Raw genomic sequence first — 14,898 nt, 5'->3', positions numbered from 1 at the left:
ACAAAGAGTGTATTATCTTGCCGAAGGTAAATTATTTGGAGCTACAGAGATTAACCTAAAACGAAGTCTTTCCGTTCTAAGGGCTTTTTGCTCTATCGGATATTCACCATCCGCTGTAAGCGCATCCAAACCTCTATTGAACTGATAGGTAAAAGCATGGGTATATCCGCCTTTTGGTTCGGAAAGTCGCGTCACGGCATCTGATGTCCAATACCTGAACCAGTCAAGTATCGGGAAGTCTTCATCCAAAATTCCTTTATCCCGAGCTGCTTTTTCTATGATTTGCCACTCTTCAATAGAAGGTATCGTCCAATAATATTTAGTATTCGACCAATCCTGTGTTCTGTCTATGACAGGAAAATCTTGCTGCAAAACACCCGTAGAAGGATCTCCGGAAGGTGTTGTGTTTTGATTTTCATAAAGCATCAACGCATAAATCATGGCACTTCCTCCTTGAGCCGGATCTGTTTTATCTGCCGTACCGAAAGGCAGGTATTTTTCAGCTACAGTTCTATGATTATGACCACAATCAGGATTTTCATCAATCAAGTGAAACGTGTTGTCGAATCCATCCGCATGGTTTTGATCCAATACTTCTCCGGAAAATCCCCATGGTAACGCTTCCCGGTCGATTCTATCCAACAAAAAATTCACTTGAGATTTTCCAAAAACTTCTTGGATATAAGGGTAGTCTGCCGCACTCAATGTAATTCTGAGAGGAGAATATCGCGTAATCGTGATTGAAGTAGAAGATCCCGAAGAAGGAGTTAGGGTTAATACCAGACTTTGAGAAACGTCATTTTCTTGGTACATCCATGGCTCACAGTAAAATAATAATGTTCCACTCTCATCTATTGGCGAGATAGCGGTCCCTCCAGCCACACTACCCCAGCCGGTCCAACCACCTATAGAACCGTAACACCAAACAAAATAGTCGCCACTTCCTGACACGGTCCATGTTACACCAGGATCTGCCGCCACATGTACATAGAAATACTCCCCACTCGCATTCAAATTTACGTCGCCGGTAATAAATGAAGCGGTCGAAAGGTCGCTGTCCACGCGCCATGTAACGTCACTCGGATTCGCTTGCAAGATAGTATTCCCGTCTGCATCCGTTCCTACTTGTCCTCCTTCCGTTACCCCATTACCACTTAAAGACAAAGTGACTTTGTAGTAATGATTACGTTCGATATCGAAATTGTCATATTCATTTGCTCCAAGGAAGAACTTGAAACTTACTTTACCGCTGAACAGGGGACTTCCATTGTCATCCACCTTCATGTAGTTGGCATCTACCTGTAGGTACGAGCAGTTTTGAGTTGCCGCATCAATAGCGTCGGGATTATTGGCAATCCCGGCAGGACGTTTGCCACCTTGATGGTCATTTTCTGTTAATGGTTCTCCAAAATCTTCGCCATGTAAGTTTTCAAACATAAACAAGGGTACAATCGATTGATCGTCATAGTTATCCTCGTTATAATGTCCACCGGTTTCCGTTCCGTGCGAACGCCATTCCGAATAACCGCTCGTTTGTGTCGTTGTTCCTACAATCGGTTGCCATGAATATTGAAGTGCATCCTTAAATTCTCCGGAGGCGGTGATGCGTTCGGTTGGTACATTGTCATTGGGTTTACCTATATAACAATCGGTCGGCACTCGGAATAAACGAATCGCAGTAGGGGTAATTGATATATTTTTATTAAGACCGGAACCGTCAATAGCGACTGTTATCATAGCAACAGTACGTTGCAGATTTGCCTTTAGTGATTTTCCTGTGGAACCATCGCCGTCTGTGTGAGTACCACCATCTGTCGCCTGGGCGAACATCATACATCCATTCGGTACTCCTGGCGTATCGGATGAGCCTTGTTGTAGTGAGCGCAATGCATCGACATTTTCTGGTTTGGATGCAGAAAGATCTTTTCCGTAATTGGCAACCAGAAAAATCGTTTTAGAGGATAGGTCATTATTCTGTGCATAATCTTTCGAAAAGTGTACTGAAGGTACTCCGTCTTTAATATCAAAAGTAACATCAGAATTATCATTCGGGTTGTTCACGTCATAATATATGATAGCATGAATTGACTCTTGATCTTCCTCTCCATCAGCTATCACTATATTCAAGTCGTTGATTTTGTTGAAGTCTGTTGCTCCGGCTTTCGTCATGGGGGTAATGACGATTGGGGCGGGAAGGGTAATGTTGAGGGTAACTCCACCTTTTCCATTCGAATAAGAAGGACCTATTAGTGTTTCATCGGAACAGGCCGTATATAGGCAACTGAGTGAAAGAATACTCAATGCAACCCCTATCTGTTTGATGTAAGTATATAGTTTCATTCTTTTCTATTTGTTTTATTGAATAGTTTGAGTTAGTTATATTCAGGTTTTAACTCTTTAAGAATCCAATTCTGAATTGTTGATTCAAGCAATAGACATTTATTCTCTTCTGCTCGTTTAATCGTTGCATTGATTTGGATACATTTGTTGCGGATAATCTGTTTGTCACTAAATGAGCCTTTATATTCATTGCCATCATAAGTAACAACTACTTCTATCGTAACAGCATTAGCCGTAGCTTCCGACAAATAAAGCGGGGCATTGGTTGCTGTTGCATTGGCAAGTGCTATTGTTTCCGTTCCCGTTCCTGTGAAAAGGGGATAGGTTGCATATACATTTCCTGTGGCGGACAAAGAATAAGTTGGGTCTTTCACCTTTGTTTGGTCTTCCAACTTTACCGAAGTCAGCTCCACCTTTCCTACCGTGCGGACAAGTTCAACCTTTATGCTATTTTCTTCTGCCAGCAAGGTCGTATTTACTTTGGCAGACATCAGGAAAGGGGTGGCGGCATCGGGAGCACTGTATGAATCTTTTGCCTTAACCATCAAGGCTTCCAATTCTTCAGCCGTAATATCTTTTGAAAAAGTATTGTCTGGAAAGTCACCAACCTCTTCATTTGCCACCGCATACAAATCCAATTCTCCTCTTTTTATGGTAACTCCGGTACTTTCGTCCAACGGGATTTCTATGTAAGTGTCTGGATCGGTTCCTTCTACCTTATAATTGGTCAAGTCATTTATCTTATGATTCACCACCAGTTTCCCTTCCTGAAAGCCGATCAAGCGGAGCGTCTTTACATATACCTCCCAGTCTGTGTCCGATGCAGAGGGATTTACGACTATCCCCTTTGTACTTAGGCGCAGGGTGGTGGAGCCGGCGAGGACGGAATCGCTCAGTAGCGATTCGTTGTCGCAGCCGGGGAGTATGAGGAGGATAACGGCAAGCAATGTTGCCGTTATCCATTTGATTCGTTTATTTATCTTTAGCATACTAGTGTCTGTTTAATAAGTTATTTGCTTCTTATAACTCAACGTCGTTTTCGATAAAATTCCAACCGTTGATCGTGATGCTGATCAGGTTCCAAACATCTTCCGGCCAAGGATCAGGGTCAGGATCGGGCCAAGGGTCAGGATCCGGATCCGGATCGGGATCTGGGTCGGGATCTGGGTCGGGGTCGACCGGGTCATCCGGATGTTCGCATTCGAAGAGGAGCTCGATCAGGAAATGGTCTTCTCGGTCGAGGGCTTCCTGGGTGGCATACTCGTCGATGCGGTTGATAATGTCGAGTAGTCGTCGTTCGTATACCAGCGAGTCGCCGCGGTAAAGGGCGAGTCGTGCCTGGCTGTCTTTCATCAGTCGCTGCATGGGGAAGTCTGCCTTGAAGGTTGTTTCGGTAGGCGGACAGATACCGTCGGCGTGGAATGCCGAGTCGTAGCACATGGCCGGAGTGAAGTCGCAGCCCAGGTAAGCTACGGTATCCTGACGTATCAGCTGGTTATGGAAGTCGCTTGTCGTGTTAGTCTCGAAAATTCTGGCGCTTAGATTGTTAAAATGGGAGGCGTGCGAACAAAGCGTACCTTTGTTCGTTCCTTTTTCGTGCCAACGCACGAGCAGGCGGATATCTTTTCTGTTTTTCATCAGGTCGACGGGCACTGTTTGTTCTTCGCCGGCCACGATGGTAAAGGGTTGCGCGGTCATACCGTGGAAGAGCGAGTCGGTAAGATAGGTAATCTTTCCGTCTTCGGCATCGTTCAGGGTCATGTGCGACGCTGCCAGTGGAATCTCTTTTCCTGTCAGGCAGGTTGTTTCGTCTTCATAATGGTTTCCCCATACGACAGCCTGGTAGGTACCGGCAGGCAGTTTCATCGTGCGGGTATAGGGGGAGGTAGTGGCGGAGGCTGTAGCCGGGTCGGTATCCCGTAAGACAAGCATTCCGTCCTGGTCGAACACAAACACGTCCGCCTTGTGTACTTCCTGGTCGAAGCGGTCGGTGTAGGTGCCGTTCTCTTTATGGTTGTGCATTGTGTACGACAGTTGCAGTTTCAGCAGACCGTCGGTTTCCTCTACCGGTGGAACCGGCGGATCGACAGGCAGCGGACAGTCGGAAAAGTCCTCTTTGATACATCCGGTGAAACCGGCCATGCATAGACTGGCCAGGAAAAGGTATGTGAGTGTTTTGTTCATTGTTTTCTGAATATTAAAAGTAAGAACCGGGTACGAGATCCTGCGGGCAGCATGGTTCGCACCCGGTGGTTGAGCGTTATTTTCTAGTATTTATTGCAGTTCGATATCTCTGGGTTCCCATTCCCAAGCCTGAACGGTTACTTCAACTGTTACGTCTGCGTCAGAAACCAAAGGTTCTTCTCCTCCGTCTCCCGGTTCCTGCGGAGAACCCGGCAATTTGATGCTTTTCACTGTCAGGTGATACCAGTCGTTGCGGTAAACAGGTGACGCTACTTTTGAGGCATCAATGTTGAACCAGATCGGACCGAAGTAGCATTGACCGTTTTCATATTCAGCAGATATTTTAGATATGCCGTCGATACCTGTAACGTCATAGCCACCATTAGTTGGACTCAGTTTTACACCATCTTTCAGTGTTGTTCCATCTGCTTGATACAAATCAGACTTTAAGATATAGTTGGAAGTCACGTTCTCTCTGTCACCTTCAAGAACCACATAGAAAGAGGGGGCTAGGTCGGTATCTCCTACTGTTACAGTTTTCAAATCATTCTTTATTTTCAGACCATCTCCACCGTCGGCAACATCGAAATCCAACGCCTTACCCGGGACAAATGTTGTTTTGAATTTGGCGTAGGTGGTTGTATTCTGGTTGTTGTCCGCAGAAATGTTTTCCATACAATAAGCTCCGGCAAGAGCAGTTGCTTGTACGGTTCCCTGACCGTTTGCGGTCTGTCCTAATGTTACGTTTTTCCAATCATTGGTAGCTGCAACGTCATTGGTAGGTAAATAAGTTAGACCTGTTGGGATAGCGTAATTAGATTGTTGCAACAAATGAAACTTGTCAACCATGTTACCCAATGTAAATGACATATCGCGCAGGTTTCCTCCGTGGGTGTTGTCAGTGAAATCTGCTTTACTTTCTACAGTTACTTTGGCTGCGGCACGTTCGATGTTGACTTTTACTTCATTTTTGCTGACAGCACTGATGGTATGTTGCACGCCTTTACCATCCTGGTTGCTCATAAAGAATTTGCTGTCTGTGTAATATTCGCTGACTGTTCCGGCAGAAACCATATCGGTTTTCCAGCTGTTCTCTATCTGGTCGGCTGAGTTCACATTAGCAAATACATAGAACGTTGCATCACCTTCCGGAGCTTTGAATGAAAATTCCTTCTCAGCTGGAATCCGTCCTTGACCACTCTCAAATGCATCGGAATCTTTGAAATACTTCTGTTCCGTTCCATAATCCACAACAACCGTTACATTGCTGATCGTGTTTTCTTCGGTTTTCCCGGCTTGTTGGTTTGTAGCATCCGGACTACCTTTTGTTTGTGGTTTTGCCACATCCAGTTTCAGCGTTACCAGTGCGCCACCTTCATTTTCCTGGTCGATTACTTTGTTGATTTCTTCGTCGTTTGAACATGCCACCAATGCCAGGCTGATCAGCGACATAGCAAATAAACTTCTTTTTCTCATGATTAAATTATTTTATGATGTAAATAATACTTAGTGCCACTTTGGTCGGTCCGAAGTAGTTCTTCTTCTCTTCGCCGATTTTTTTACTGCATTTTTCGTAGGGGAACTTGTCGTAACTCAGTCGTGCATAGCCCAGTCCGAGTGAAGTCTCCAGGTTCCAACGCTCTGACAGCTTCCACTGGTAGCCGTAGGAGATACCGCCGCCGATGCCCCAACCTTCGTAACGATGGGTGTCGAGGTCGGGCAAGATGTTGAAAGGTAACTTGATGCTACCGGCGTTGAACTGCCCGCCGATGAGGTGTAACCCGACGAAATGACCGTTGAACGCCTCTTTCGTCCACCAGCGCACTTCGGGCTGTACGAGCCAATGTTTCAGCTTATTGTTTTCTTTTAAAGTGAAAGGATTGTAGCTGCCGAACAACTGGACGGTATATTGGTTGTCTACCGCCATTTCAAAACCAAGGTTTGGAGTGGTGGTAGCCCAGGCTACCAGGTTGCTTTTCAATGCCAGTTTCTGCGCTTTAAGCGACGATGGGTATGCAATCGCCAGTAAAACAGCTATCAGAGTACTTATTCCATACTTCATGTTACCGTTGATATTTAAGTGAAATACTAGTGAGTTTCTTCAAAATGACTAGAAAAAACCTTCGTTTTTTTTAGTCATTATTTTTAATAATCAACGGTTTATTATTTGTTGAACGATTTTTTGATAAGATGATATCTAAGGAATTGAAAATCTTTTGCTTAAAAAAAATTGGAAACTAAAAATAATGAACTTACTTTTGCTGTGAAACAATGACGAAAAAAAACGAAGGTTTTTTCTAGCCATTATATTTTGTTTTTAAATAACAGAATTTCATGATAAAATTCTGTTATTAGCGAGTAATAAATGAAAATCGTACGCTTTAGGGGGAGAAAATGTACGCTTTTTGTCAAAAAACCGTATGGTTTTTTCCGCGGGTATTATTTTTCTTCTTTCCGCCAAACCGCCACTTCCGCCATAGAGACTTTTTGTGAGCGGTTAGTCTTGAGAATACTTGTTCGTCTTACGGTACAGACCACGTGACGGACGTGCTAAGAGTCCTATCTTCAACCATTTTGTCAGTAATCGCTCGGCTGTTCGCTCAGGTATTTTATACAACTGTGCTAGCTCGATGGCATGGGCGGTGGTGAACTCTTCGGACAGATTTTGGAAGAACTGTTCGTTGCTGTCGGTATTCTTGTATTCCGGCGAAGCCAGGCTTTCAGGCAACAGGCTACTCAGCGCGTCGATATGTTTATGAAATGTTTGGATGAACATCATGGCGATATCGAAGTCGATATCCCTTACGATTACGACCTCGCTTGTCGACTTCTCTTCCGCTTTGCGCAAGGCTGTCAGCAGCATGCAGATGCGGAAGTGGTAGTTGCCCAGGCGGTGTACGACGCTCAGCTGGTCGTCGCCCTTGAACCAGCGTACCTTTTTCGACATTTTTTCGAACCGGCGGTTCATGCGCTTGCGTTGCGCGTCGGTGTAGCGCACGAACGTGGGATGCTCGTCGAGGAAGATGCCGGTTTCTTTCACCCGTTCACCCAGCAGGGGATAATAATTGCTGGCTGCCGGTGTGTCGTCGATGTCGGTCAGCTCTTTCCACTCCGGCGCTTCGTTGATGGTGTATCCCAGGAAGCGGGAGAAGAGCCCGTCGTCGGTACTGTTGATCAGTCTTTTGAACTGTCCCCGAGTGCCGCTGGTGAGGAGCGACATGAGGGGGAATTGGCAGGTGACGATCTTGTTCTGCAATGACCCTCGTCCGATCGCCTCCTGCTGGGCGATCTGGTTGAGCAGGTAGACGTACTTGCCATGTTCGTTGTTGATAGCCTCCACCAGCACGCCGATCTCGGTTTCGCAGAGTAGGGCGGGGTAATGCTCGTTGGTCTTCATTTGTTCGGTCAGCTTCGCCTGGGTGATGGTGCCGGGCAGGTCCAGCTCCTTTTGTAACACCACCGCAGGAGGAGTCAGGATCGGGTTCTTCCCGTTTTTCTTTGCCGTGGCGACATGATGCTCGTAGGCAGCGAGTTCTTCTTCATATTTTAATACGTACGCGCGTGATATGTCGCGTATGTATTGATGCCATACGTCTGTCGCCTTGTGTATTTCGTTCAGTATTCCTTTGCCGAAGCCTGCGGGGGCTACGACGTAGAGGTAGAGCGTGGGGCTTACGTTTTTGCCTTGGTACGACCCTTTCACGTGAGGGGTTAATGTAGATAATGCACCCAATGCTCCCACCAGTGCGATGTCGAACTGGCGGCCGGACAAGTCGCTCCGCACCATGTCCTTCAAAAGCAATGGCGCCTCTTTCAACAACTCCCTGTCGAAATAGGGCGTCTCTTGGTTTTTAACTTGTTCGTCTGTCTCGTCGTACGAATTGCCGGAAAAAGGTTCTTTAGTGGCGGGAATGGCGGAAGTGGCGGTTCGCTGACTGCTTTTCGGACTGTATTCCCGACGGTTGGCACCATGCTCGAAGGCAGACTTATTGTATACTGAGTCGATTATTTTGCTGATCTCTTTGTCGTCGAAATCCTTTTCGGCATAGCGGAATATACAAGCCTGTACGACCGTCAACCGGTCGAATCCTGCGCGGTTGAGCGAGAAGGCGAGGCTGACGAGTTGGCTGTGGCGTTGCCCTTTTTGCCAGATGAACCGTTGGTCGGCGCGATCGAGGTAGAGGGCGAGGCGTTCGGCTTCGGAGAGGTCAGAGGGGCCGGTTCCACCGGCAGTTCGGGTGTGTTCGCGGGTTTGCGGCGAGGGCGGAGCCGGCCGGCGAAACGGTTCGGCCTGCGGGTTGTAATGGCAGGCGGGGTCGTGGCAGAGCAGGCTGGTACGTGTCAGGTCGGTACAGACACGGTCGACGGGCTCGCCCAGCGTCGCTTCAATGGTATCGAAGAGGGCCTGGCACACGTCGGCGTGGCTGGCTGCATCGGTTTCCGCGCGGCAGATCAGGTGCACGCCCTTGCCCCGGGCACTGACATAGGCGAGTGCGACGAAAGGCAACGCCTTGCAACGTTCCAGATAGTCGGCGGCGGGCATGGCCAGTTCGTCGACATCCGCCAGCACATAGCCGGTCGGCTGTCCTGCCTGGTCGCTGTATCGCTCTTCGGGAAACAGATAGGAGACAGCGAAAAGGGGCAGGGATAGCTTCTGTTTCTTGGTCTGCTTCTCTTTTCCGGCGGCGTCCAGTCGTCTGATTTCATTGGTTATAAACTTAAGTTTTGGTCCGACAATCATAGCGTGTAGCTGTGAAAGCGTCATTTTTCCGTCTTCCCGTAGGTTGTATAATTGCCGGTAGAAGGAAAATTCCTGGTTTTCATCATTATTCATGATATACATATTAGTTAATAAAACGGATGTGTTTTAAGGCTCGCCCAGATGATCGACTATGCAAACGGCTTGGCGTGGGGTAAGGAGTTTGTTGCCCGGCTTCCAGTCGAGGACGAGTAACTTTTCTTTGAGGTTTCCCGATAGCTTGATCCATCTTCGCAGTTTTTCGGCGGCTATTTTCGGACTTGAGTCCGGAAAATAGCAGAGGGCGAGTTCGTAGAATGCCCATACGCGAGAGTAATTTTTGGAGTTTTCCATGTTGTTTTTGTTTCTTGTTTGTACCAGCAAGGTACGAAATAAAAACAAGAAAAGCAAATAGATAGGCGTTGAAATGTATGGCTTCGTTGTTTTTTTTACAAAGAAAAAAGTGAGTCAAAAGTCATGCTATGGCACACAGAAGTTTTATGCCCTGAAATGCCAGAGTAGGGAAGCTGTCGCCCGTGTATGCCTGTCGGGCGGAGATGGTCGGAGGTATCTTTGTATTGTAATTATTCGGAACACTAACCCTTAAATTTTTAATGTTATGTCAGTAAGGTACAAATTGGTCTTGCGCAAAGACCTGTCGAAAGATGCTGCCGAAGGTGCGCAAAAGTATTATGCTTCGGTGAACAGCAACGGTATGATGACTTTCCAGCAGACCTGTACGGCTATTTCGGCCTATTCGACCGCTTCGCCGGGCGATGTGAAGGTGGTGATGGATGGGCTGTTGTTCGTGCTCAAGGAAGCTCTGCTGCGTGGCGAGGTCGTGCAGTTGGGGGAATTGGGTAATTTTCAAATCAATGTCGGAAGTTCGGGCACTCCAACTACGGAAGAGTTCAAGGCTTCCATGATCCGTAAACCCCGTATTGTATTCCGTCCCAGCGTTTCGCTGAAGGAAATTCTTGACAAAGTGAGTTTCGAACGCATCAATGCCGGTACTTCCGGTAAGGATGACAGTGGTAGTAGTGACCGTCCTGAAATCGAGTAAAGCGTATGACAGCACAACAAATCAGATTTGTTAAAGACTCCTTGCCGGCAGCCTTGTCGGCGGGAGCTGATTTTAACTTGAATCCGGTGGTGATTCTTTCGCAGGCTGCTTTCGAGAGTGGTTGGGGGACGAGCAACCTGGCGGTGAAGCATAATAATTTCTTCGGGTTGACGGCCTACGGGGCCAGTAACGCTTATTGGCATGGCGGGAAGGTGGCGGTCGAAACTTCTCGTTATTCGTTGCAGTTCCGCCGGTACGACACGCGGGAAAATTCTTTTCTCGATTTCGCCCGCCTGATCCGTAACAACTACCGTTCTGCCTGGCAGGTGAGCCATCATATGGAGGCGTACGCCAAGGAGATTGCCTACAGTCCTTACATCAGCGAGCTGAACGGCGACGACCGCGAAACCTATCGCCGTAGCCTGGTGCAGATCGCTGCGACGGTACGGGCGGTGATTGAATTGACAGTTGACAATTAAGAATGAGTAACCTAAAACAATGAACATTATGTCCAAGTTTAAAAAGATCCTCGAATTCATTTTGGCTTTGCTAAACTTTTTGTTTCACTTTAAACCTTCTTCGGATGATAAGGAAAAGCCTGAGAGTGTTGAATCTTATCCGCGTCCTTTGCCGTCTGGTCCGGCGGGGACTGTTCCTCTGTTTGAAACTCTCCCTGAAGATCAGGGTGGGGGGTAAATGATTTTTTTGATATTTTTTCGAACTAAAAGTTGTATTTTTGAAGAAGTTTGTATTTTTGTAGCGGAATATATCAAACGAACGTATAAATTTTTTCATAGTTAAGGTTTTGACCGAAGCGGCTGGCTCGTGGTGAGTAGGTCGCTTTTTTTTGATATTTTTGATAGGGTTCTTTAATCTTTATTTGCCGAAGAATTGTTATATTTGTAGTTCAAGTAAAAAAGTTCTACTAAATCGTAATTAAACATGAAGACGAACCTTAGTTCTCAGATTACCCTGACGCGTATACCGCTCAGGTATTACCGTCCGGAAAACGCTTACGAGCAATCAGTTTTAACTCGTATGGAGAAGATTCCGACAAACATCTACGAATCAGCTGAAGAAGGATCTTTCGTGATCGCGAAAGAATTGGCCTCACAAATACGTAAAAAACAGGCAGCCGGAGAACCTTTCGTTCTCGCTTTGTCAGGCGGACGTTCCCCTCAGAGTGTATTTAAGGAATTGGTCCGTATGCATAAGGAAGAACAACTGAGCTTCCGCAACGTAATTGTATTTAATGTATACGAGTTCTATCCGCTGAGCGCATCGACAAACAGTAATCTGGCTTATTTGAAGGAGTCATTCCTCGACCAGGTGGATATTGATCCGAAGAATATCTATTCACCCGACGGTTCTATGCCGAAAGACGATATCTTTGAATTTTGCAGACAGTATGAACAGCAAATCCAGAATTTCGGCGGAATCGACTACATCCTGTTGGGAGTAGGGCATGCTAGTAATATCGGCTTTAACGGTCCGGGATCATCTGCCAATGTCGGAACCCGTCTGGTTTTGTTGGATAACGATGCACGCAAAGAAGCTGCCCGTACATTCAAATCGATTGAAAATGTTCCGGCAAGTGTAATCACAATGGGTATTTCAACCATTCTGAGAGCCAAGAATGTGATTCTGATGGCCTGGGGTGAAGATAAATCACGTATCATCGCCAATACGGTTGAAGGCAAGGTCAGTGAAACAGTTCCTTCTACTTATTTGCAGACTCATATGAATGCAAAGGTGGTGATCGATCTGTCTGCCGCTTACGAACTGACTAGAATCAGCCATCCCTGGTTGGTTACCAACTGTGATTGGGATAACAAACTGATCCGTCGTGCTATCGTTTGGCTGTGCCAGTTGACCGGCAAACCGATCCTGAAACTGACAAACAAGGATTACAGCGAACACGGATTGGGCGAACTCTTAGCGTTGTATGGTTCCGCTTATAACGTAAATATCAAGATTTTCAATGATATTCAGCATACAATCACCGGATGGCCGGGTGGTAAGCCGAACGCAGACGATTCCAACCGTCCGGAACGCGCTACTCCGTATCCGAAGAAAGTGATCGTATTCAGTCCGCACCCGGATGACGACGTGATCTCTATGGGGGGTACTTTGCGCCGTTTGTGCGACCAGCACCATGATGTGCATGTGGCTTATGAAACTTCCGGCAATATTGCTGTGGGGGATGATGAAGTAATCCGTTACTGCGAGTATCTGCGTGATGTTTGCGACAAATATTCTCCGAATGACAGTACTGTTAAAGACAAAGCGGAAGAGATTATCAAATACCTGCGTTTCGAAAAGGTAGAAAACGGGGAACCGGAAAAGAAAGATGTCCTGTTCATGAAAGGTACTATCCGTCGTGAAGAAGCTCGTCACGGTTGCCGTTATTCAGGTGTGAAGGATGAAAACGTTCACTTCCTGGATCTTCCGTTCTATGAAACAGGTCTTGTCAAGAAGAATGATCTGGGTGAAGCCGATGTCGCTATCGTAAAGAAACTGTTGCAGGATATCAAACCGGACCAGATGTTCGTGGCCGGTGACCTGGCTGACCCGCACGGAACACATAAGGTTTGTCTGGATGCCGTACTGGCTGCCATTGATGAACTGAAAGACGAAGAATGGCTGAAACATTGCCGTGTTTGGATGTATCGCGGAGCATGGGCAGAATGGGAAATGGACCACATCGAAATGGCAGTTCCTATCAGTCCGGAAGAATTGCGCTTCAAACGTAATGCTATCCTGAAACATCAGTCTCAGGCAGAAAGCGCACCGTTCCTGGGTGACGACGAACGTCTGTTCTGGCAGCGTGCCGAAGACCGTAACCGTGCTACAGCCGAACTGTATAAGGATCTGGGTCTGGCTTCCTATGAAGCAATCGAAGCATTCGTTCAGTATATGATCCCGTTTGATAAATAAGACTTAATTGTTTCTATAAAAAAAGAGCGCTTACCTGATGGTAAGCGCTCTTCATGTTTAATGTTGATGCTAAATTAATAGGTCGTTCCCTGGAAAATGTTTGACTGGGCATATGAAACTAATGTTCCTGTCATTGTCAGGTCTCTTCCTGAGAAGTTCGGGTCTACGGTAACTGTTGCTTTGTTGCTTCCGTTCATCAATACCAGGTTTACAGTGGCAGAGATGAAAACACCCTGGACACTCATTGACAGGTAAACGTTACCGTTTTTGTCCTGTTTGGTTTGGATGTTGGATGCGCTTCCCTGTACGGTAACACCACCTAATCCGTTAGGACCTGGGTACGGAGAGTTGGATGCGATCTGTACCATTGCCTGGCCATCATTCAAAGAGACGAAGTTTGTGTTTGAGTTTACATAGTAAACCTGTCCGTTCATTGGCTGTACGGAGTTGGCTTCCAATACAAAAGACTGGTTGGTGATAGCTTGCATGGCAGTGTTGAATTCCTGTTCGTCCATGATAGCATCCTTCGCTTCTCTTGCTTCTTTCTTAGCTTCTCTTTCTAACTTTTTCTCTGCTTTTTCTACGGCTTTACTCTGAGCCTGTACATGTGTCATTCCCCCCATTACAAGAGTGAAAACGACGATAAAAGATACAATTCTTTTCATACGATTTAGTTTAAAACGTTTTCAAAATGTAGTAAAAGAACAAGCATGAGTAAAAAAGGTTCCTAACAAATAGATGATTGTAGATACTATAACATTTTATCATGCTAATTTGGTTAATCCTCATTTTTATTATAGAATCTTTTATATAATAGGTAGTTGCGGGGTAACCAGACTAGGTATTCAGCGAATTATCCTGTACATTTGCGGGTAATATCAGATGATTAAAACGAGAAGATATGAAGATTGATGTATGTTTTTCGCCGGCCCTGTATCCGGTATATCATAACCCGGAAGCGATTGTCGTAGTAGTGGATGTGTTCCGGGCAACGACAACGATGGCGGCTGCTTTCAAGCATGGCGTTCGCAGTATCCGTCCGGTAGCGACGGTGGAGGAAGCTCAGGAATATAAGGCAAAAGGCTGGCTGGTCGGTGCCGAACGTAATGTGAAACGATGTGATTTTGCCGACTTCGGAAATTCACCGTTCGACTATACGCCGGAGAAAGTAGCCGGCAAGGATGTGATCTTTACGACGACCAATGGTACCCGTGCTATCACCATAGCGAAGTCTGCTTATCGTGTTATTACAGGGGCCTTTGTTAATTTACAGGCGGTTGCGGACTATTGTCTGTTTCATGGACGCGATGTCGTTGTTTTATGTTCCGGCTGGCAGGATAAGGTGAATATAGAAGATACTTTGTTCGGTGGGGCTTTGGTAGAGGTACTTGCCAAAACCGGTAAATACCGGCCGGCTACGGATGCCGCAGTCATTGCCCGCGACATGTGGACGAATAATAAAAAGAACCTGATCGCTTATCTTGCTCCGACCGACCATATGGCTCGCCTGAAAGCCAATCATCTGGAAGATGCCGTGCCTTTTTGTCTGACACCGGACAGTGTCATCGTTGTACCGGAGTTGGTGATAGAAGGGGATGCTTTGGTATTGAAGAAGGTGATGACGATTTGATAATAC

13 protein-coding genes are annotated in these 14,898 nt (G+C 46.4%); 5 read left to right on the top strand and 8 right to left on the bottom strand.

From position 1 onward, the window contains the following. Nucleotides 1–12 precede the first annotated feature (12 nt). From K6V26_RS14390 to K6V26_RS14360, 7 genes are all read right to left on the bottom strand, one after another. Complete coding sequence (locus K6V26_RS14390; RefSeq protein ID WP_224265672.1) at nt 13–2,340, bottom strand: hypothetical protein; 2,328 nt, start codon at nt 2,338–2,340, stop codon at nt 13–15. Nucleotides 2,341–2,372: 32 nt separating this feature from the next. Then, on the bottom strand, nt 2,373–3,329 hold the full coding sequence (locus tag K6V26_RS14385; RefSeq protein WP_224265671.1) for a hypothetical protein: 957 nt from the start codon (nt 3,327–3,329) through the stop codon (nt 2,373–2,375). 31 nt (nt 3,330–3,360) lie between these two features. Continuing rightward, entirely contained in the window at nt 3,361–4,524 is a 1,164-nt protein-coding gene (locus K6V26_RS14380) for a FimB/Mfa2 family fimbrial subunit (RefSeq protein ID WP_224265670.1), read from the bottom strand. A gap of 90 nt (nt 4,525–4,614) precedes the next feature. After that, nucleotides 4,615–6,000 (bottom strand): Mfa1 family fimbria major subunit, encoded by a 1,386-nt coding sequence (locus K6V26_RS14375; RefSeq protein ID WP_224265669.1) that lies wholly within the window; start codon nt 5,998–6,000, stop codon nt 4,615–4,617. Between the two features lie 7 nt (nt 6,001–6,007). Next, on the bottom strand, nt 6,008–6,586 hold the full coding sequence (locus K6V26_RS14370) for a DUF3575 domain-containing protein (protein WP_224265668.1): 579 nt from the start codon (nt 6,584–6,586) through the stop codon (nt 6,008–6,010). Nucleotides 6,587–7,021: 435 nt separating this feature from the next. After that, nucleotides 7,022–9,358, bottom strand: a complete 2,337-nt coding sequence (locus tag K6V26_RS14365) for a DUF3987 domain-containing protein (RefSeq protein ID WP_224265667.1) — start codon at nt 9,356–9,358, stop codon at nt 7,022–7,024. 33 nt (nt 9,359–9,391) lie between these two features. Continuing rightward, entirely contained in the window at nt 9,392–9,673 is a 282-nt protein-coding gene (locus tag K6V26_RS14360) for a DUF4248 domain-containing protein (RefSeq protein ID WP_317197535.1), read from the bottom strand. 208 nt (nt 9,674–9,881) lie between these two features. On the opposite strand from K6V26_RS14360, the gene K6V26_RS14355 reads away from it, so the two are divergent. The 4 genes from K6V26_RS14355 (at nt 9,882) to K6V26_RS14340 (ending at nt 13,262) form a co-directional block, all read left to right on the top strand. Continuing rightward, complete coding sequence (locus K6V26_RS14355; protein WP_224265666.1) at nt 9,882–10,325, top strand: HU family DNA-binding protein; 444 nt, start codon at nt 9,882–9,884, stop codon at nt 10,323–10,325. A gap of 5 nt (nt 10,326–10,330) precedes the next feature. Further along, the gene (locus K6V26_RS14350; protein WP_224265665.1) at nt 10,331–10,804 is read left to right on the top strand and encodes a glucosaminidase domain-containing protein; all 474 of its coding nucleotides are present in this window, start codon (nt 10,331–10,333) and stop codon (nt 10,802–10,804) included. A 28-nt stretch (nt 10,805–10,832) separates the two neighbouring features. Continuing rightward, nucleotides 10,833–11,021, top strand: coding sequence for a hypothetical protein (locus tag K6V26_RS14345; RefSeq protein ID WP_224265664.1), 189 nt, complete (start codon nt 10,833–10,835; stop codon nt 11,019–11,021). Between the two features lie 246 nt (nt 11,022–11,267). Continuing rightward, nucleotides 11,268–13,262: a glucosamine-6-phosphate deaminase gene (locus K6V26_RS14340; RefSeq protein ID WP_224265663.1), complete on the top strand. Its 1,995-nt coding sequence runs from the start codon at nt 11,268–11,270 to the stop codon at nt 13,260–13,262. Between the two features lie 74 nt (nt 13,263–13,336). Here K6V26_RS14340 and K6V26_RS14335 read toward each other — a convergent pair whose 3' ends face one another. After that, nucleotides 13,337–13,927 (bottom strand): DUF4251 domain-containing protein, encoded by a 591-nt coding sequence (locus tag K6V26_RS14335; RefSeq protein ID WP_007658846.1) that lies wholly within the window; start codon nt 13,925–13,927, stop codon nt 13,337–13,339. 236 nt (nt 13,928–14,163) lie between these two features. On the opposite strand from K6V26_RS14335, the gene K6V26_RS14330 reads away from it, so the two are divergent. Continuing rightward, nucleotides 14,164–14,892: a 2-phosphosulfolactate phosphatase gene (locus K6V26_RS14330; protein WP_224265662.1), complete on the top strand. Its 729-nt coding sequence runs from the start codon at nt 14,164–14,166 to the stop codon at nt 14,890–14,892. Nucleotides 14,893–14,898: the final 6 nt, after the last annotated feature.

The sequence above is a fragment of the Parabacteroides goldsteinii genome, assembly GCF_020091425.1.
Taxonomy (GTDB): Bacteria; Bacteroidota; Bacteroidia; order Bacteroidales; family Tannerellaceae; genus Parabacteroides; species Parabacteroides goldsteinii.
This window is presented reverse-complemented; position numbering and strand designations above follow the sequence as displayed.